Raw genomic sequence first — 19,610 nt, forward strand, 5'->3', positions numbered from 1 at the left:
TTCCATGAGCACCAACACCGATCTGTATCGCGCCGCCCGCGACCACCTTGTCGCCGTGATCAGCGACTATGACAAGGCGGTCGGCACTTTTGCGTGGCCGGACATCACCGGAAACTTCAACTGGGCGATCGACTGGTTCGACGTCATCGCGGCGGGCAACGACCGCACTGCGCTGTGGATCGTCGAGGAGGACGGCACCGAGACGAAGGTGAGCTTCGCCGAGATGGCCGACCGGTCCGCCTCCGTCGCCACCTGGCTGAAATCCCTCGGTGTCGGTAAGGGCGACCGCGTCATCCTGATGCTCGGCAACCAGGTCGAACTGTGGGAGGCCATGCTCGCGGTGGCCAAGCTGGGCGCGGTGGTCATGCCGACCACCGGTGCGTTGGGGCCCGCCGACCTGGCCGACCGCATCGACCGTGGCGGGGCCGGGTTCGTCATCGCCAACGCCGCCGACGCGCTGAAGTTCGACGAGGTGCCCGGCGACTACGTCCGCATCGCGGTGGGGGACCACGCCGGGTGGCACCGCTACGCCGACGCCTACGACGTCACTCCGCAGCGCTTCGAGACCGTCACCAGCGTCCAGGATCCGCTGCTGGTGTACTTCACCTCCGGCACCACCAGCCGGCCCAAGCTCGTCGAGCATTCCCAGGTGTCCTACCCGGTGGGCCACATGTCCACGATGGCCTGGATCGGGGTCACCCCCGGCGATGTGCACTTGGCCATCAGCTCGCCCGGATGGGCCAAGCACGCCTGGAGCTGCTTCTTCGCCCCGTGGATCGCCGAGGCGACGATCTTCGTCTACAACTACGCACGCTTCGACGCCGCGAGCCTGCTGCACCAGATCCGGCGCGCCGGGGTCAACACCTTCTGCGCGCCGCCGACGGTGTGGCGGATGCTCATCCAGTCCGACCTGGGCGCCAAACCCGAAGGGCTGCGCGAGATCCTGGGCGCCGGTGAGCCGCTCAACCCCGAGGTCATCACCGCCGTCGAACGCGCCTGGGGGCTGACCATCAGGGATGGATTCGGGCAGACCGAAACCACCCTGCAGGTGGGCAACACCCCGGGCCAAACGGTCAAGGCCGGCTCGATGGGCCGCCCGATGCCCGGCGTTCCGGTGGTGCTCGTGGACCCGCTCACCGGGGAACTCGCCGACGAGGGGGAGATCTGCCTTGATCTGAGTACCCGCCCGGTGAACCTGATGACCGGCTACCTCGGCGACCCGAAACGCAATGACGCCGTGATGCACGGCGGGTACTACCACACCGGCGATGTCGCCAGCCGGGACAGCGATGGGTACATCACCTACATCGGCCGCACCGACGACGTCTTCAAGTCCAGTGACTACAAGGTCTCACCGTTCGAGCTGGAGAGCGTGCTGATCGAACATCCCGCGGTGGTGGAGGCCGCCGTCGTCCCGCAACCACACGACACCCGGCTGGCGATCCCGAAAGCCTATGTCGCCCTTGCCGACGGCTGGAACGCCGACTCCGGTACCGCCCGCGCCATCATGGAGTACGCCCGCGATCACCTCGCCCCGTACCTGAAGGTGCGCCGGGTCGAGTTCTTCGAGCTGCCCAAGACCATTTCCGGCAAGATCCGGCGCGTCGAACTGCGCACGCGCGAGGATGAAGCGCACCGGTCGGGCACCCCGATCGACACCGAGCACCGCTACGAGGATCTGGTGGACTAGTGAAAAGTTATGACGCCGGGCCGACGGACGTGCCCATCATCGAAGACACCATCGGCGCGAACTTCGAGCGCACCGCGGCCGAGCACCCGGACGTCGAGGCGCTCGTCGATGTCGCGCAGGGTCTGCGCTGGACCTACCGCGAACTCAACGACGAGATCGACGTGGTGGCACGGGGATTGCTGGGCCGCGGGATCGCCAAGGGCGACCGGGTGGGTATCTGGTCGCCCAACCGGGCCGAGTGGACCATCGTGCAGTACGCGACGGCCAAGGTCGGCGCCATCCTGGTCAACATCAACCCGGCCTACCGCACCCACGAGCTGGGCTACGTGCTCAACCAATCAGGGGTCCGGATGCTCATCTCGGCCACCGAATTCAAGACGTCGGACTATGTGACGATGGTCGGTGAGGTACGCGCCGAGGCGCCGGCCCTGACCGAGGTGATCTTCCTGGGCACCGAGGACTGGGCGGCGCTGCGGGCCGCCGCGGTCCCCGAAAGCGCGCTGCGGGACCGGCAGGCCACGCTGGCCAACACCGACCCGATCAACATCCAGTACACCTCGGGCACAACGGGTTTTCCGAAGGGTGCGACGCTGTCGCACCGCAACATCCTCAACAACGGCTTCTTCGTCACCGAGGGCATCAACCTCGAACCCGGGGACCGGCTGTGCATTCCGGTGCCGTTCTATCACTGCTTCGGCATGGTGATGGGCAACCTCGGCTGCACCACCCACGGTGTCACCATGGTGATCCCCGCACCCGGCTTCGAACCCGGCGTCACCCTGGAAACCATTGAGGCCGAACGCTGTACCGGCGTGTACGGGGTGCCGACGATGTTCATCGCCATGCAGAACCACCCGAGTTTCCCCGAACGTGACCTGTCGAGTCTGCGGACCGGCGTCATGGCCGGCGCGGTGTGCCCGATCGAGGTGATGAAGCACTGCATCAACGATATGCACATGGCCGAGGTGGCCATCGCCTACGGCATGACCGAGACCTCGCCGGTGTCGTGCCAGACCCTGCACGATGACGATCTGGAACGCCGCACCGCGACCATCGGCCGTGCGCACCCGCACGTCGAGGTGAAGATCATCGACCCCGAGACCGGCGAGGTCGTGGAACGCGGGCAGCCCGGCGAGTTCTGCACCAAAGGCTATTCGGTGATGCTCGGCTATTGGGAAGGGCGCGGGGAACCCGCCGCGACCGGAGGTCGCAAATACAACACCGAAGCGATCGACGAGGATGGCTGGATGCACACCGGCGATCTCGCGGTCATGCGGGAGGACGGCTACTGCACCATCGTCGGGCGCATCAAGGACATGGTGATCCGTGGCGGTGAGAACGTCTATCCCCGCGAGGTCGAGGAATTCCTCTACAGCCATCCCGGGATCGAGGACGCCCAGGTGATCGGCGTGCCCGATGCGAAGTACGGCGAGGAGATCTGCGTCTGGATCAAGATGAAGCCCGGCGCCGAACCGTTGAACGTCGACGCCGTCCGGGAATTCGCGCAGGGCCGGTTGGCGCATTACAAGATCCCGCGGTACGTGCACCTGGTCGAGGAATTCCCGATGACCGTCACCGGCAAGATCCGCAAGGTGCAGATGCGTGAGGAGAGCGTACAGATCCTGGGCCTGTAGAAGCGTCGTTCCCGCTGCGCCGAGGCCGCACTGCTGGAAGAGTTGATCCATGGCACTGTGTGGGCGGCGGCTCTGCGCGGTGCTCGCCGTGCTCTCGGCGGTGCTGCACCTGACGATGCTCGGCCACGCGAGAAGTGCCGTGGTGGCCGTGCTGATCGCGGCCATGGCATCGGTCTGCCTGTTCTGCGGGTACGAACTGTGGCGCGCCGGGTCGATCCGCATCTGGTGTCTGGTCGGGGTGATGAGCCTGGCCATGGTGGCGGCGCACCTGTCGCTACCGGGACACCGGCACGCCGAACAACCGGCCATCTCCGGTCCGCCGGCCGAGTCGATGAGCATGCTGATGGGGGTGGCCACCACGGTGTCACTGGCCGAGGCCGTCATCGCCGCCGCGGTGCTCTGGGTGGTGACCCGACGCCGTGCGGCCGGGCTGCTCTGAGGCATCGGCCAGAATGGACGCATGAGCTACCCGCCGCAGGTGCCCCCGCAGGCCGCCCCGGTCTGCTACCGCCATCCCGGTCGCCAGACCTACGTCCAGTGCACCCGCTGCGGGCGCTACATCTGCGGGGACTGCATGATCTCCGCGGCGGTGGGCCACCAGTGCCCCGAATGTGTGGCGGCGGGAGCGGCCACCATCCGGCCCACGCAGGGGCGGTTCGGTGGCAAGGTGGCCACCGACAAACCGTTGGTGACCTACACGTTGATCGGGATCAACGTGCTGATGTTCGTGTTGCAGATGGCTTCGGGTCAGCTGGAGAACAGCCTGGCGCTGTGGCCACCGGCGGTCGCCGACGGACAGTACTACCGCCTGGTGACCTCGGCCTTCATGCACTACGGCATCACCCACATCCTGTTCAACATGTGGGCGCTGTACGTGGTCGGTCCGTCGCTGGAGCAACTGCTGGGCCGGCTGCGGTTCGGCGCGCTGTACGGGCTCAGCGCACTCGGCGGATCGGTGGTGGTGTTCCTCATCTCACCGCTGAACAGCGCGACGGCCGGTGCCTCGGGCGCGGTGTTCGGCCTCTTCGGTGCCATCTTCGTGGTGTCGCGCCGGCTGAACCTCGATGTCCGCTGGGTGGTGGGTCTGATCGTGCTGAACGTGGTCATCACCTTCGCCGCACCGTTGTTGGGTGCCGGGGCGATCAGCTGGCAGGGCCATCTCGGAGGCCTGGCCACCGGAGCGCTGGTCGCGGCCGGGTTCGTCTACGCGCCGAAAGCGCAGCGCAACCTGATCCAGGGGGGTGTGACGGTCGCGCTGCTGGCGCTGTTCACGGTGCTCATCTGGTGGCGGGCCGACCAGTTGTTGACGATGTTCGGCGGCTACCTGAACCTGAGCTGAGTCTGTGCTGAGATTGGGCGGTGTCAGCCGCAGTCTCTGAACCAGAGCCCGAACCGGCGGTCAGCGCCCGCGCCATCACCATGCGCGGGCCCTGGGGGCCGGTGTACGGCCCCATCGATCTGGATGTCGACAGCGGCGGGGTCACCGCGCTGATCCATCCGGCCGGCACCGGGCGCACCGCGCTGCTGCTGACGCTGGCCGGGCGGATGCGGCCGATCTCGGGCACGGTCACGGTGTTCGGCCACTCCGACGCCCGCAATATCTTCGCGGTATCGGCGCTGGCCAATATCGACCAACTGGACAAGATCGCCGAGTCTGTCACGGTCCGCGACCTCATCACCGAGCAGTTGCGTTGGGACGCACCGTGGTACCGGTTCATCGGGCAGGCGTCGGCAACCGACCTCGCCGACATCTGCGCGAGCACCTTCGGCGACGTCGCGCTGCCGGACCTGGGCGCGTACTTCGACCAGATCGGTGAACTCGCCCAGGTGTTGTTGCGGATTGCGCTGGCCAACACGGGGACACCGCCGCTGTTGGTGGTCGGCGATCTGGACGGCATCACCGACGACGGCAACCGCGCCGTCGTGCTGGAGCGTCTCAATGCGTTGGGGGAGGACCAGACGGTGATCACCACATCGGCCAATGCTGTCCCCGGAGCCCGTGCCCAGATTTCTATGGAGAGTTGAGTAGCCATGCTTGCCGGAATGTCGCTGGGCACCGACCTGAAACGATTCTCCCGCGGGGCGATGCCACGCATCGCGCTGGTCACCGTGGTGCTGATGCCGCTGCTGTACGGCGCCATGTACCTGTGGGCGTTCTGGAATCCGTTCGACGCGGTGAACAAGGTGCCGGTGGCGCTGGTCAACGAGGACACCGGCACCGTCGTCGACGGTAAGAAACTCGACGCCGGCGCGCAGGTTGCCGACGCCCTGGTGGATTCGGGTCAACTGCAACTGCACCAGGTCTCGGCCGCCGAGGCCGCCGACGGGGTGAGCAGCGGCAGGTACTACTTCTCGGTGACGCTGCCGCAGGACTTCAGCGCCGATGTCGCCTCGCCGTCCGGCGAGGCACCGCAGCAGGCGCGCATCGACTTCACGTTCAACGATGCCAACAACTATCTGGGATCGATCATCGGGCAGAACGCCGCCCGCGAGGTGATCAACCAGGTCAACGCGAGCATCGGGCAGCGCACCCTGGAAACCGTGCTGACCGGGCTGACCGACGCCGGTGACGGCCTGGTCCAGGCCGCCGACGGTGCCCAGCAACTGGCTTCCGGCAACGCCGAGGCCAATGACGGTGCGCAACGGCTGGCCTCGGGCGCCGATCAGTTGACCGCCGGACTTGTTGTCGCGCGCGACGGTTCGGCCCAGCTGATGGCCGGAACCCGGCAGCTGGCGACCCGGGTGGACTCGGCCACCGGCCCGCTGCTGGAGATGCTGGACCGGGTGGGCGGTCTGCAACTCGATCCCGATGAGGTCGGGCTGCTCGCGCAGCGGCTGAGCTCTGCGGTGCGGTCCACCACCGATCGGATCGCCGCGCTGAACATCGATCAGGTGCAGGCCGCGGCCATCGTCGACCAGGCGCTGGGTCTGCTGCAGACCAATCCGGACCCGACGGTGCGCCATGCCGGCGATGTGCTGGCCGGTGCGCAGCGACTGCTGCGCACCAACGGTATCGACCCGGCCACCGATGACGGACTGATCCGTTTGCGGGACAGCGCGTCCCGGCTGGAAGGCGAACTCGGTGACCCCAACAGCAAGCTGCGGGTGTTCATCACCCGTGCGCTCGACGGTGGCCTGCGCAGCGATGTCGCCGCCCTCAAGGACGGGGTGGACCGGCTCGACAGCGGGGCGCACCAGCTCAACAGCGGTCTGGTGCAGCTGGCCAACGGCGGCGGTCAACTCTCCGATGGTGCCACGCAACTGGCCGATGGCACGCAGAAGCTCGCCGATGGCAGCGCCGAACTGGCGAGCAAGCTCAAGGAGGGCTCAGCGCAGGTGCCGTCGTGGACGCCGCAGCAGCGCACCGACGTTGCCCGGACCCTGGCCGCACCGGTCACCCTGGAGTTGCAGACCGACAACCCGGCCGCCACCTTCGGCACCGGTTTCGCCCCGTTCTTCCTGCCGCTGGCCCTGTTCATCGGGGCCATGATCATCTGGATGTTGTTGAAGCCCATGCAGTCCCGGCCGATCGTGCACGGCCTGGGTGCGCTGCGGGTGGTACTGGCCTCATACTGGCCCGCGCTGCTGATCGTGGTCTGCCAGGTCTCGGTGATGTATGTGGTGGTGCATTTCGGGGTCGGGCTCCAGGCCAAATATCCGCTGGCGACGGTGGCGTTCCTGCTGCTGATCGGCGCGACGTTCCTGGCCATCATCCAGGCGTTCAACGCGCTGTTCGGGGTGTCGGTGGGGCGCGTGGTGACCCTCGCCTTCCTGATGCTGCAACTGGTGTCGGCGGGCGGCATCTATCCGGTGGAGACGACGGCCAAACCCTTCCAGATACTGCATCCGTTCGACCCGATGACCTACGCCGTCAACGGGTTACGGCAGACCATCGCCGGCGGGTTCGACTCCCGGATGGTGGTCGCGGTTGCGGTGCTCGTCGGACTGCTTACCGTAGCGCTGGCCGCCAGTTCGTGGGCCGCGCGCCGCGACCGGCAGTACACGATGGAGAGGCTGAATCCGCCGATCGAGGTTTAGCGGCGCAGCGCCAGCGCGCCCGGGCCGGTGAAGACCAGCAGCGCGAAGATGAAGCTGTACAGCGCGGCGGTCTCGCCGCCGTTGTCGATGGGCCAGAAGCCGTCCGGGAAGTGCTTCCAGAAGTAGGCGACCGCCATCACTCCCGAGGAGATGAACGCGGACACCCGGGTGAGGACGCCGGCCGCGATGAGCAGGCCGAACACCACTTCCAGCAGGCCCGCCCACCAGCTCGGCCAGGCGCCGACGGCGACGGTCGATGCGCTGGGGAAGCCGAACAGTTTGATCGTGCCGTGCATGGCGAACATCAGGCCGACGAGGATCCGGAACACGCCCAGCGCGATGGGCGCCTTGGCTGTCAGCGGATCCTGAAATCGCGTGACGGTGTCGTTGATGGATGTGGACATGCGTCAGATGTTGGCACGCACGTACCGGAATGTGGGGGCTACGTCCGGGACCCAGAGATATTGCGTTTCAGTCAATTAGCGGCGCGACACGGCGAGCGACCCGGGGCCGATGAACACCAGCAGCAAGAAGATGAAGCAGTACAGCACCGCACTCTCGCCACCGTTGTCGATGGGCCAGAAGCCGTCCGGGAAATGTCGCCAGAAATAGGCGACCGCCATCATGCCGGAGGCGACGAACGCGGCCACCCTGGTGACCAGGCCGACCGTGATGAGCAGGCCGAGCACGATCTCGAGCACGCCGGCCCACCACGCCGGCCAGGTGCCGAACGCCACCGGGGTACCACTGGGAAAGGCGAACAGTTTCGCGGTTCCGTGCATGGCGAACATCAGGCCGACGAGAATCCGGAAGATGCCCAGGGCGACACCGGAGTTCGACGTCAGACGTGCGTCGAGCGCCGATGTCGAGCGAACGGTGGAGGTGGGCATGGTCTTCGACCCTTTCGGTAGCGGCACGGACTGCTGTCTGGACCAAGTCTTCTGGCTGGACGCGCGCGCAGGGCCACTCTCATAGACGATTCACATGTTGGAGCGGGTGACCCCGCGGCGGGCAGCGGCGACAATGGTCCGGTGACGTCCGCACCGACCGATGGCCAGGGGCCGCGCCGAGCCATCCTCGGACAGCTACCGCGGATGTACCGTGCTGACGGTTCACCGATCCGGGTGCTGCTCGTCGATGACGAGCGCGCGCTGACCAACCTGGTCAGGATGGCCCTGCAGTACGAGGGCTGGGATATCGACGTCGCCCATGACGCCGCCGAGGCCGTCGCCAAATACCGTGCCGCCACCCCGGATCTGCTGGTTCTCGACATCATGCTGCCCGATACCGATGGCCTCGGTGTGCTCGCCCAGATCCGCGAATCGGACACCTACACCCCGACGTTGTTCCTCACCGCCCGCGATTCGGTGGCCGACCGGGTCAACGGGCTGACCGCCGGGGGCGACGACTACATGACCAAACCGTTCTCACTCGAAGAACTCGTCGCCCGGCTACGCGGATTGCTGCGGCGCACCGCCTATCTGACCCCCGCCGAGGACGAGACGTTGACCGTCGGTGACCTGTGCCTCGATGTGGCCAGCCGGGCGGTGACCCGCGGCGGCGAGGCGATCGCTCTGACCTCCACCGAGTTCGACCTGCTGCGATTCATGATGCACAATCCACGACGAGCGTTGGGCCGCAACGAGATACTGCAGCACGTGTGGGACTACGACTTCGGCGGCAAGACCAGCATCGTCGATCTCTACGTGTCCTATCTGCGCAAGAAGCTCGACACCGACCGCGAACCGATGATCCACACCGTGCGTGGTGTCGGCTACCTCCTGCGCGCCGCGCCATGATGCGCATCTGGCGCAGCTGGACCCTGCTCAAGCAGCTGGTCGTCGGCGTCTCGGTGGTGGTGATGCTGGTGGTGGCGACCATCGGAACCATGTCGGTGCTGACGCTGCGGTCATCGGTGCTGGGCATCATCGATGCCCAGCTGGCGGCCGCGGCGCAGGGCTACGCCAGTTCGGTCACCAAGTACCGCACCACGCCGAGCGCCGACGGTGAGCGGCCCGCGCCGGGCGCCATGAAACCGCTGACCCACCTGATCGGCCAGGCGCCCGGCAATGTCGTGGCGCTGATCCAGGACGGACAGGTCGTCGATGCCGCGCACTTCCTGGACGGTGCGGCCGAGCCGGCACCGGCAGCGGCCGTCGCCCGGATCGCGGAGATGTCGTGGGCGGACCCGCAACCCCGCACCGTCGAGCTGCCCGGTCTGGGCTGGTACCGGATGGTCAGCGGTCCCGGAGATGGGAACGAGGTCCTGGTCACCGGGGTGTCACGGACCCCGGCCTGGCAGGCGATGGTCCGCGAGACCGCGGTGGTCTCCGTGATGACGCTGCTGGCGCTGGTGGTCACGGCGCTGAGCACGCTGGCCCTGGTGCGGTTCGCACTGCGCCCCCTGCACCGGGTGTCGGCGACCGCCGCGGAGGTGGCGGCACTGCCGCTGGACCGCGACAACCACGTCATCACCCCGCGGGTGCCCGCCGGTGACACCGATCCGCGCACCGAGGTCGGGCTCGTCGGGGCCACCCTCAACACCCTGCTCGATCACGTCGAACACGCGCTGTCCGACGTCGCCGCATCGGACCGCCGGATGCGCCAGTTCATCACCGATGCCAGCCATGAGCTGCGCACCCCGCTGGCCGCCATCCACGGTTACGCGGAGCTGACCCGGCAGGACAGCGCATCGCTTCCGAAGATGACCGAGTACGCGCTGGCCCGTATCGAGGGGGAGGCCAGCCGGATGGCCACGCTGGTCGCCGACCTGCTGCTGCTGGCCCGCCTGGACGAGGGTCAGGACCTGGATCGCACGGAGGTCGACCTCACCGAACTGGTGACCGACGCCGTCAACGACGCGGCGGTGTCCGCGCCGTCGCACCGCTGGCTGGTCGAGGTGCCCGACCATCCGGTGTGGGTGCTCGGTGACCGGGCCCGGCTGCACCAGACGATCGCGAACCTGCTGTCCAACGCCCGGGTGCACACGCCGGAAGGCACCACCGTGCGGACGTCGATCGTCGCCGGCCGGGCGCAGATCGATCTGACCGTCGCCGATGACGGACCCGGCATCGACGCCGACCTGCTGCCGCACCTGTTCGAACGATTCGTGCGCGCCGACAAGTCGCGATCCCGGGAGGCCGGCAGTTTCGGCCTCGGCCTGTCCATCGTATCGTCCATCGTCGAGGCACACGGCGGCTCCATCGATGCTCAATCAGGTTCGGGGCGAACAGCTTTCATCATGCGTATCCCCACCGTCGAGGCGACGGCCTACAGCCCGATGCGCCGGTAGCGGTGCAGCCGGGTGCCGACCCGTTCGATATCGGACATGGCGCGCAGCCGGTACAACTCGCCGGCGATGGACGCCGACAGCCGTGCGGTGAAGGCCATCGGTTCGTCGGCGGCGTCGGGTTGCTCGGGGACGATGACGTCGACGATCCCGGTGCGCAGCAGATCGGCCGACCGGATGCCTTGAGCGGCAGACAGTTCCGGCGCGTGATCGGTGTCGCGGAACACGATGGCGCTGGCGCCTTCCGGCGGCAGCGGCGCCAGCCAGCCGTGCTGGGCGGCCAGCACCCGGTCGGCGGGCACCATCGCCAACGCCGGGCCGCCGCTGCCCTGGCCGAGCAGCACCGACACCGTGGGGACCTGCAGCGTCACCAATTCGGCCAGGCAGCGCGCGATCTCGCCGGCCAGGCCGTCCTGCTCGGCCTCGACCGACAGCGCCGGGCCCGCGGTGTCGATGAACGACACCAGCGGCAACCGCAGACCGGCGGCCAGCGCCATCCCGCGGCGCGCCTCCCGCAGCGCCTCCGGGCCCAGCATCCCGAGGCGGCGCTGGCCGAGCACGACCGCGGGCTGTCCGCCGAACCGGGCCAGCGCCAGCAGCGTCTGACCGGAACTGGTGTTGGTCGCGCTCAGCACCACCGGGTCGGTCGCGCCGTGCCGCAGCACATACTCGGCGCCCGGGCGGTCGGGCCGCCGGGAGGCCAGCACCGAATCCCAGGCCGGGATGTCGGGAATGTCGGGGAGTTCGGGGGCAGGCGGCGGCGGGCCGGGCGGATCGAGGATCACCGCCAGCGTGCGGTTGAGCACCGCACGCAGCACCTGCAGCGTCACCACCCCGTCGATGACGCCGTGCCGGTACAGGTTCTCCGCGGTCTGCACCCCGGGCGGGAACTTCTCGCCGTAGAGATGCTCGTACACCCGGGGGCCGAGGAACCCGATCAGCGCGCCGGGCTCGGCGGCGGTGACGTGTCCGAGCGAACCCCAGGACGCGAACACCCCGCCGGTGGTGGGGTGGCGCAGATAGACGATGTAGGGCAGATGCTCGCGCTTGTGCAGCTCGACCGCGGCCGCGATCTTGACCATCTGCAGGAAGGCGACGGTGCCCTCCTGCATGCGGGTGCCGCCCGAGGCGGGAGAGGCCAGCAACGGTAACCGCTCGGCGGTGGCACGGGTGATCGCCGCGGTGATCCGCTCGGCCGCGGCCACCCCGATCGACCCGGCCAGGAAGTCGAACTCGCAGGCCAGCACGGCCACCCGCCGCCCGAACACGGTGCCCTCTCCGGTCAGCACCGATTCGTCCAGACCCGATTTCGCGGCCGCCGCGGCCAGTTCCGCGCGATAGGTTTCGGACTGGGCAACCTGCAGGGGAGCGCTGTCCCAACTGCGGAAGGAACCCTCGTCGAGGACGGCATCACGTAGTGCCAGCGCGCTGCTCACACGAGAAGGCTAATAGGCTGGGGTCCATGATTGGAGTGACCCGCGACGGCAACGTCGTCACCCTGGAAATGCAGCGCCCCGAGCGCCGCAACGCACTCAACGCCGCACTCGTCGACGGACTGCGGGAAGAGATCGAGAAGGCCGCCGTGTCGGATGCCCGCGCCATCGTGCTGACCGGGCAGGGCTCGGTGTTCAGCGCCGGCGCCGATCTGTCCGACGCCGAGGGCGTGGCACAGGAACTGCCGGACAAGATCACGGCCTTGAACCTGGCCATCGATGGCAGCCCGGTGCCCGTCGTGGCGGCGCTCAACGGGCCCGCGATCGGCGCCGGGGTCATCCTGTCGATGATCTGCGATCTGCGGGTCGGCGCGCCCGGCACCTACTTCCAGTTCCCGATCGCCAAGTACGGTCTGGCACTCGACAACTGGTCGATCCGACGGCTGGTGTCGCTGGTCGGGCACGGCCGGGCCCGGGCCATGCTGATCGCCGCCGAGCGCCTCGAGCTGGACACCGCGACGCAGACCGGCATGGTCAACCGGGTCGGCGACCTTGCCGACGCTCAGGCCTGGGCGGCCGAGATCGCCGGTTACGCGCCGCTCTCGGTCGCGCACTCCAAGCGTGTCCTCAACGACGACGGCGCCTACGAGGAGCCATGGCCCGCGCACAAGGAGGGCTTCGAAAAGGCCTGGGCCAGCCCGGACGTGATCGAAGCCCAGGTCGCCCGGATCGAGAAGCGCTCCCCGAACTTCTTCGGCGCCTGATGTTCGCGCAGGCGGCCCGGTTGCTGGGCGGCACCGCGGCGGTCGTCGCCGGTGGCTGGGTGCTGCGGGCGGTGCAGGGCGCACCGTCGGCGCTCGGTGCCGCCGACATCGGCCCGGCGGCCAAGAAGTCCCCGAACTATGACGGCGGTGTCTTCGTCAACCGGGAACCGGCCTCGCCGGCGCAGCTGACCAGAGCCGACCAGTTCGCGCTGGTGCGCGACATCCTGAGCGGCGGTCAGCAGCAGCGTCCGCCGCGGGAGATCCCGCTGGTCCGCCCCGCCGTCGACATGCCGCCCGCGGATCTGGGGGTCACCTGGTACGGGCATTCGTCGGCACTCATCGAGGTCGACGGCTACCGGGTGCTGGCCGACCCGGTGTGGAGCGAACGATGCTCACCGTCCCGGGTGATCGGGCCTCAGCGCCTGCACCCGGTGCCCGCCGAACTCGACGAGTTGCCGGCCATCGACGCGGTGATCATCAGCCACGACCACTACGACCACCTCGATATCGACACCATCAAGGCGTTGGCCCGGGCCCAGCGCGCCAAGTTCTACGTGCCGCTCGGCATCGGTGCACACCTGCGCACCTGGGGCCTGCCGCCGGAGCGGATCGTGGAACTGGACTGGGACGAGGGCGCCGAGCTCGGGTCGATACGGCTGGTGTGCACCCCGGCGCGGCATTTCTCCGGCCGCTTTCTGACCCGCAATGTGACGCTCTGGTCGTCCTGGGCGGTGATCGGTCCGCGGCACCGCGTCTTCTTCGGCGGCGACACCGGGTACACGCCCGGTTTCACCGGGATCGGGGACGCCTACGGGCCGTTCGACCTGACCCTCATGCCGATCGGGGCGTATCACCCGGGCTGGCCGGACATCCACATGAACCCGGAGGAAGCGGTGCGCGCCCACCGCGACGTCACCGACACCGGGCTGCTGGTGCCGATCCACTGGGCGACATTCCGGCTGGCGCCGCACCCGTGGTCGGAGCCGGTGGAGCGGATGTTGCGCGCGGCCGCCGCCGAGGGGGTGCCGGTGGCGACGCCGAAACCGGGACAGCTGGTCAGTGCATCCTCGATCAACCCATGGTGGCGGGACTGACCCGATAGCGTTGACGCCGTGAGACTGATCTTGAGTGTCGGCGCGGCTGCCGTGCTGCTGGCCGGATGCGGAACGCCCACCACGGATCCGCCGGGCACGACGTCGGCAGGTTCCATCGAGTCGCCCGCCCCGGTGCCGCCGCTGGTCCCGGCGATGCCGTTGCCGCGCAACGCGGTCGAGAACGCGGTGTCCGAGCTGGACGAGTTGGCCGCCGACCTGATGGAGAAGTCGGGTGTGCCCGGAATGGCGGTCGCCGTGGTGCACAAGGGAAAAGCGATCTACGCCAAGGGGTTCGGTGTACGCGACGTGCGGTCCGCCGAGCCGGTGGACCCGGACACCGTCTTCCAGCTGGCGTCGCTGTCCAAACCGGTGAGTGCCACCGTGGTGGCCCGGCAGGTCAGCGAGCAGGCGATCGGGTGGGACACCCCGGTGGTGGACGAGCTGCCCTGGTTCGCGCTGTCGGACCCCACCGTCACCCGGATGGTCACCATCGGGGACCTGTTCTCGCACCGCTCCGGGCTGCCCGATCACGCCGGGGATCAGCTGGAGGACATCGGGTACGACCGCCGCGCCGTGCTGGAGCGCCTGCGCCTGCTTCCGCTCGATCCGTTCCGGATCTCCTATGCCTACACCAACTTCGGTCTCACCGCGGCCGCGGAGGCGGTGGCCGCCGCGGCCGGCAAACCATGGGACCAGCTTGGCGAGGAGACACTGTTCGCCCCGCTCGGAATGGCCTCCACCAGTTACCGTTTCGCCGACTACGAATCCAGGGCCAACCGGGCGGTGGGGCACACCCGGATCGCTGACGGCGAATACCGGCCGCAGTATGTGCGCGACGCCGATCAGCAGGCGCCCGCCGGTGGGGTGAGTTCCTCGGTCAACGACATGACGCGCTGGATGGCGATGGTGCTGGGGGAGGGCAGCCACCGCGGGCAGCGGGTGATCGCCGCGGCGGCGCTGTTGCCCGCCACCACGCCGCAGGTGGTGTCCAGCCGGGCCACCGAGCCCGCGATGAGGTCGGGCTTCTACGGTTACGGGTTCAACGTGGGCACCACCTCGGGCGCGCGCATGGAGCTGAGCCACTCCGGTGCCTTCCAGCTCGGCGCGGGGACGAACGTCCTCATGCTGCCCTCGGCCGAGGTGGGCATCGTGGCCCTGACGAACGGGACGATGTCGGGTGTGCCGGAAGCCCTGACCGCGCAGTTCGCGGATCTGGTGCAGTTCGGCGAGATCCGGGAACCCTGGTATGACCTCTACCGGTCCAAGCTTCTGCCGATGAGCGATCCGGTGGGCTCGCTGGTCGGATCGCAGCCGCCGTCCACACCGCTACCGGCAGCGGCCTTGTCGACCTATACCGGCACCTACGGCAACGATTACTGGGGGCCGGCGCGGATCTCCGAGCGTGATGGCCAGTTGCACCTCGCCCTCGGTCCGAAGCTGGACGTGCCGCTGACCCACTGGGACGGCAACGTGTTCACCTTCACGATGGTCACCGAGAACGCACCGCCGGGGACGATCTCGAAGGCCACCTTCGACGGGGACTCGCTCACGCTCGAGTACTTCGATGAGGCGGTATTCATCAAGTGACGACCATGATGTCAGGCCTGTCCGATGCCGAGGTCGCCCAGCGGGTGGCCGACGGCCAGACCAATGACGTGCCGACCAGGGCGGCACGCAGCGTCTCGGAGATCGTGCGCGCCAACGTCTTCACCCGCATCAACGCGATCCTCGGCGTGCTGTTCGCGATTGTGGTGGCCACCGGCTCGCTGATCAACGGGCTGTTCGGGCTGCTGATCGTCGCCAACAGTGCCATCGGCATCATCCAGGAACTGCGTGCCAAGCAGACCCTGGACAAGCTGGCCATCGTCGGGCAGGCCAAACCGGTGGTGCGCAGGCAGTCCGGGACCCGCGCGCTCGCGCCCAGCGAAGTGGTCCTCGGCGACATCATCGAGGTGGGTCCGGGAGACCAGATCACCGTCGACGGGGAAGTGCTGGAGGAGAACAACCTTGAGGTCGACGAGTCGCTGCTGACCGGTGAGGCCGACCCGATGGCCAAGGACCCCGGGGACAAGGTGATGTCGGGCAGCTTCGTGGTCGCCGGCTCCGGCGCCTACCGGGCCACCAAGGTCGGGCGGGAGGCCTACGCCGCCCAGCTCGCCGAGGAAGCCAGCAAGTTCACCTTGGTGAAATCGGAACTGCGCAGCGGGATCAACAAGATCCTGCAGTTCATCACCTACTTGCTCTGGCCCGCCGGCGCGCTGATCATCTACACCCAGCTGTTCACCACCGACGCGGGCTGGCGGGAATCGGTGCTCCGGATGGTCGGCGCACTGGTGCCGATGGTGCCCGAAGGCCTGGTGCTGATGACCTCCATCGCGTTCGCCGTCGGCGTGGTGCGACTCGGGCAGCGTCAGTGCCTGGTGCAGGAACTGCCCGCCATCGAGGGGCTGGCCCGCGTCGATGTGGTGTGCGCCGACAAGACCGGCACGCTGACCGAGAACGGTATGCGGTTGTCCGAACTCAAGTCGCTCAACGAGACTGACAGCTCGTCCGTGCTGGCCCAACTGGCCGCCGATGACGCGCGCCCGAACGCCAGCATGGCGGCCATCGCCGAGGCCTACGGCGCCGCGCCCGGCTGGACGGCCACCGCGGCGGCGCCGTTCAAGTCGGCCACCAAGTGGAGCGGCACGTCCTACGGCGAGCACGGCAACTGGGTGATCGGCGCCCCCGACGTGCTGCTCGACCCGGCCTCGCAGGAGGCGCAAGAGGCCGAGCGGATCGGTGCGCAGGGCCTGCGGGTGCTGCTGCTGGGGTCGTGCGAGCACGCGGTGGACGCCCCGGACGCACCGGGGGCCGTCACCCCGGCCGCGCTCGTCATCCTGGAACAGCGGGTGCGTCCGGATGCCCGCGACACCCTGGATTACTTTGCCTCCCAGCAGGTCACGGTCAAGGTGATCTCCGGGGACAACGCCAAATCGGTGGGCGCGGTGGCCGGGACGCTCGGCCTGCACGGTGAGACGCTCGACGCCCGTCAGCTGCCCGAGAGCTCCGATGAGCTGGCCGCCGCCGTCGAGCAGTACACCACCTTCGGCCGGGTGCGCCCGGACCAGAAGCGGGCCATGGTGCACGCCCTGCAGTCCCGCGGGCACACGGTGGCGATGACCGGTGACGGCGTCAACGACGTACTGGCGCTCAAGGACGCCGATATCGGCGTGGCGATGGGGTCGGGCAGCTCGGCGTCCCGGGCGGTGGCCCAGATCGTGTTGCTGGACAACAAGTTCGCGACACTGCCCCATGTGGTGGGGGAGGGCCGCCGGGTGATCGGCAATATCGAGCGGGTCTCCAACCTGTTCCTCACCAAGACGGTCTACTCGGTGCTGCTGGCTGCACTCGTCGGCATCGGCGGTGTGTCGGCCAAGTTGTTCGGGTCGGATCCGCTGCCGTACCCGTTCCAGCCGATCCACGTCACCATCGCGGCCTGGTTCACCATCGGCATCCCGGCGTTCATCCTGTCGCTGGCGCCGAACTCCGAACGGGCGCGTCCCGGCTTCGTGCGCCGGGTGATGACCTCGGCGCTGCCCGCGGGCGTCGTGGTCGGGCTGAGCACCTTCATCTCCTACCTGGTGGCCTATCAGGGCCGGGGCGCCTCCGACGTCGAGCAGGCGCAGGCCTCCACCACGGCGCTGATCACCCTGCTGGTCGGTTCGGTGTGGGTGCTGGCCGTGGTGGCCCGCCCCTACGAGTGGTGGCGCATCGCGCTGGTCGCGGTGTCCGCGCTGGCCTACGTGGTGATCTTCTCGATACCGCTGGCTCAGCGGACGTTCCTGCTGGACCCGACCAATGTCGCGCTGACCTCGATGGGGCTGGCCATCGGTGCCGTCGCGGCGGTGATCATCGAGGTGGCCTGGTGGGTGGAGGGCCGGTTGTCGGGTGAACCCCGCACACTGTGGCGCTAGGGTTGGCGGCATGAGTTTCCTGGACAAGGTGAAGGGCCTGGTGGCCAAGAACGCCGACAAGGTCGATACCGCGATCGACAAGGCGGGCGACCTGGTCGACAAGAAGACGCAGGGCAAGTACGCCCAGCACGTGGACAAGGTGCAGGAGGCCGCCAAGAAGGCCGCCCGCGACCAGGCCGGCACCCCGCCGCCACCGGTGCCGCCCACCCAGCAGTCCGGACAGGTTCCGCCGGCCAACGAGCCGCCGACGGCCCCTCCGGCCTCCTAAACGGTGGCGAAGCTCTCCGTCTCCGTCGACGTCCCACTGTCGCCGGAGCAGGCCTGGGAGGCAGCCTCGGACCTGTCCCGGTTCAAGGAATGGCTGAGCATCCACAAGATGTGGCGCTCCGAGCTGCCCGAGACGCTGGACAAGGGCACCGAGATCGAGTCCATCGTCGAGGTCAAGGGCATGCTCAACCGGGTGAAGTGGACCATCGTCAACTACAAGCCGCCGGAGTCGATGACGCTCAACGGCAACGGTGTGGGCGGGGTCAAGATCAAGCTGATCGCACGCGTCAAACCGGTCGCCGAGAGCGCCTCGGTGCAGCTGGACATCCACCTCGGCGGGCCCGCGCTGTTCGGTCCCATCGGCATGGTGGTCGCCGGGGCCTTGAAGAGTGACATCCGGCAGTCGCTGGACCAGTTCAAGCGGGTCTACTCCTAGATACCCGCCTTCTCGAATGTGCGTCCTCATACGGCAGCCTCGGCGATTTGCGTATGAATGCGCACGCTCGGCGGGAGGGGGTGCGCCGCGATGAGTTTTGGCGGGGAGTCGAGTCGGTACCGGCATGACAACCTCACACCCCCTCGGCGCCCCGTGCTGGATCGACCTGTCCACCTCCGATTTGGAGCGCGCACAACAGTTCTACGGCGCGGTCTTCGGCTGGACCTTCGAATCCGCCGGCCCCGAGTACGGCGGCTACGTCAGCGCCTTCGTCGACGGCGTCCAGGTCGCCGGGCTGATGCCGAATGATCCGCAGTGGAACATGCCGGACGGCTGGAACACCTACCTGCACACCGCGGACGCCGATGCCACCATCGAGGCGATCACCGCCGCCGGTGGCTTCAGCTGTGGGGGAGCGATGGACATCCCGGCCAAGGGCCGCATGGCGATGGTCACCGATCCAACCGGCGGCATGATCGGATTGTGGCAGCCCACACAGCATCTCGGCTTCGAGGCGACCGGGGTGGCGGGCGCACCCGTCTGGCATCAGCTGACCACCCGGGATTTCGCCGGCACCCTGGACTTCTACCGGGCGGTCTTCGGCTGGCAGACCCACGTCGAGGCGGACTCCGACGAGTTCCGTTACAGCACCGTGGTGTTCGATGGCGAACAGCGGATCGGCGTGATGGACGGCGGCGCGTTCATGGCGGCCGACGAACCGTCCAACTGGTGCTTCTTCCTGGGCGCCGAGGACGTCGACAAGGCGCAACAACTCATCGTCGACAACGGCGGCAGCATCACCCGGCCCGCCGAGGACACCCCATACGGGCGGCTGGTCTCGGTGGCCGACCCGACCGGCGCCGGGTTCAACCTGTCCTCGCTGCAGCCCTAACTCGCCCCACTTCAAGCGACCTCAACGATGCACGATCGGACCCCTTCCGGGCATCACTCGGGAGTGTGCGGCGCCCATGGCGGCGTGCGTCTGCTGGTCGTCGCGATGCTCGACGCT

General features: G+C 68.2%; 18 protein-coding genes. 15 read left to right on the forward strand and 3 right to left on the reverse strand.

Annotated elements, in window-relative coordinates; genetic code table 11:
* Positions 1-4: 4 nt before the first annotated feature.
* Genes EXE63_RS20520 through EXE63_RS20545 form a run of 6 tightly spaced genes read left to right on the forward strand, consistent with a single transcriptional unit; the run spans position 5 to position 7,362 of the window.
* Positions 5-1,690 (forward strand): AMP-binding protein, encoded by a 1,686-nt coding sequence (locus EXE63_RS20520; protein WP_168143449.1) that lies wholly within the window; start codon positions 5-7, stop codon positions 1,688-1,690.
* Complete coding sequence (locus EXE63_RS20525) at positions 1,690-3,324, forward strand: AMP-binding protein (RefSeq protein ID WP_168143450.1); 1,635 nt, start codon at positions 1,690-1,692, stop codon at positions 3,322-3,324. Before EXE63_RS20520 ends, EXE63_RS20525 begins: the two co-directional genes overlap by 1 nt.
* A 49-nt stretch (positions 3,325-3,373) precedes the next feature.
* Complete coding sequence (locus EXE63_RS20530; protein ID WP_168143451.1) at positions 3,374-3,763, forward strand: hypothetical protein; 390 nt, start codon at positions 3,374-3,376, stop codon at positions 3,761-3,763.
* A gap of 21 nt (positions 3,764-3,784) precedes the next feature.
* Entirely contained in the window at positions 3,785-4,663 is an 879-nt protein-coding gene (locus EXE63_RS20535) for a rhomboid family intramembrane serine protease (RefSeq protein ID WP_168143452.1), read from the forward strand.
* 20 nt (positions 4,664-4,683) lie between these two features.
* A complete protein-coding gene (locus EXE63_RS20540; protein WP_436277616.1) occupies positions 4,684-5,349 on the forward strand; it encodes an ATP-binding cassette domain-containing protein in 666 nt (221 codons plus the stop codon).
* Between the two features lie 18 nt (positions 5,350-5,367).
* Positions 5,368-7,362, forward strand: a complete 1,995-nt coding sequence (locus tag EXE63_RS20545) for a YhgE/Pip domain-containing protein (protein ID WP_209999807.1) — start codon at positions 5,368-5,370, stop codon at positions 7,360-7,362.
* Here the strand turns inward: EXE63_RS20545 and EXE63_RS20550 are convergent.
* Together EXE63_RS20550 and EXE63_RS20555 are read right to left on the reverse strand one after the other, a co-directional pair.
* Positions 7,359-7,766 carry a DoxX family protein gene (locus tag EXE63_RS20550; protein ID WP_168143454.1) on the reverse strand — a complete coding sequence of 136 codons (408 nt, stop codon included), beginning with the start codon at positions 7,764-7,766 and terminating at the stop codon, positions 7,359-7,361. The two genes, EXE63_RS20545 and EXE63_RS20550, sit on opposite strands and share 4 nt — an antisense overlap.
* A 75-nt stretch (positions 7,767-7,841) precedes the next feature.
* Positions 7,842-8,252 carry a DoxX family protein gene (locus tag EXE63_RS20555; RefSeq protein ID WP_168143455.1) on the reverse strand — a complete coding sequence of 137 codons (411 nt, stop codon included), beginning with the start codon at positions 8,250-8,252 and terminating at the stop codon, positions 7,842-7,844.
* 204 nt (positions 8,253-8,456) lie between these two features.
* On the opposite strand from EXE63_RS20555, the gene EXE63_RS20560 reads away from it, so the two are divergent.
* Positions 8,457-9,161, forward strand: a complete 705-nt coding sequence (locus EXE63_RS20560; protein WP_168145679.1) for a response regulator transcription factor — start codon at positions 8,457-8,459, stop codon at positions 9,159-9,161.
* Positions 9,161-10,654, forward strand: coding sequence for a sensor histidine kinase (locus EXE63_RS20565; protein ID WP_168145680.1), 1,494 nt, complete (start codon positions 9,161-9,163; stop codon positions 10,652-10,654). Before EXE63_RS20560 ends, EXE63_RS20565 begins: the two co-directional genes overlap by 1 nt.
* Here the strand turns inward: EXE63_RS20565 and EXE63_RS20570 are convergent.
* Positions 10,633-12,087: an acetyl-coenzyme A carboxylase carboxyl transferase subunits beta/alpha gene (locus tag EXE63_RS20570; RefSeq protein ID WP_168143456.1), complete on the reverse strand. Its 1,455-nt coding sequence runs from the start codon at positions 12,085-12,087 to the stop codon at positions 10,633-10,635. The two genes, EXE63_RS20565 and EXE63_RS20570, sit on opposite strands and share 22 nt — an antisense overlap.
* Before the next feature lie 26 nt (positions 12,088-12,113).
* Between EXE63_RS20570 and EXE63_RS20575 the strand changes: the two genes are divergently transcribed.
* The 7 genes from EXE63_RS20575 to EXE63_RS20605 all read left to right on the forward strand — a co-directional run bounded on the left by EXE63_RS20575 (position 12,114) and on the right by EXE63_RS20605 (position 19,493).
* Positions 12,114-12,848, forward strand: coding sequence for an enoyl-CoA hydratase (locus EXE63_RS20575; RefSeq protein WP_168143457.1), 735 nt, complete (start codon positions 12,114-12,116; stop codon positions 12,846-12,848).
* Positions 12,848-13,942 carry an MBL fold metallo-hydrolase gene (locus EXE63_RS20580; RefSeq protein ID WP_168143458.1) on the forward strand — a complete coding sequence of 365 codons (1,095 nt, stop codon included), beginning with the start codon at positions 12,848-12,850 and terminating at the stop codon, positions 13,940-13,942. Before EXE63_RS20575 ends, EXE63_RS20580 begins: the two co-directional genes overlap by 1 nt.
* An 18-nt stretch (positions 13,943-13,960) precedes the next feature.
* On the forward strand, positions 13,961-15,529 hold the full coding sequence (locus EXE63_RS20585) for a serine hydrolase (RefSeq protein ID WP_168143459.1): 1,569 nt from the start codon (positions 13,961-13,963) through the stop codon (positions 15,527-15,529).
* A gap of 5 nt (positions 15,530-15,534) precedes the next feature.
* Positions 15,535-17,898 carry a cation-translocating P-type ATPase gene (locus EXE63_RS20590; RefSeq protein ID WP_209999812.1) on the forward strand — a complete coding sequence of 788 codons (2,364 nt, stop codon included), beginning with the start codon at positions 15,535-15,537 and terminating at the stop codon, positions 17,896-17,898.
* Between the two features lie 10 nt (positions 17,899-17,908).
* Complete coding sequence (locus tag EXE63_RS20595; protein WP_168143461.1) at positions 17,909-18,166, forward strand: antitoxin; 258 nt, start codon at positions 17,909-17,911, stop codon at positions 18,164-18,166.
* Positions 18,167-18,169: 3 nt separating this feature from the next.
* The gene (locus EXE63_RS20600) at positions 18,170-18,601 is read left to right on the forward strand and encodes a type II toxin-antitoxin system Rv0910 family toxin (protein WP_168143462.1); all 432 of its coding nucleotides are present in this window, start codon (positions 18,170-18,172) and stop codon (positions 18,599-18,601) included.
* 124 nt (positions 18,602-18,725) lie between these two features.
* Complete coding sequence (locus EXE63_RS20605) at positions 18,726-19,493, forward strand: VOC family protein (protein WP_168143463.1); 768 nt, start codon at positions 18,726-18,728, stop codon at positions 19,491-19,493.
* Positions 19,494-19,610 lie beyond the last annotated feature (117 nt).

Source organism: Mycolicibacterium frederiksbergense (genome assembly GCF_012223425.1).
In the GTDB taxonomy this organism is placed as follows: domain Bacteria; phylum Actinomycetota; class Actinomycetes; order Mycobacteriales; family Mycobacteriaceae; genus Mycobacterium; species Mycobacterium frederiksbergense.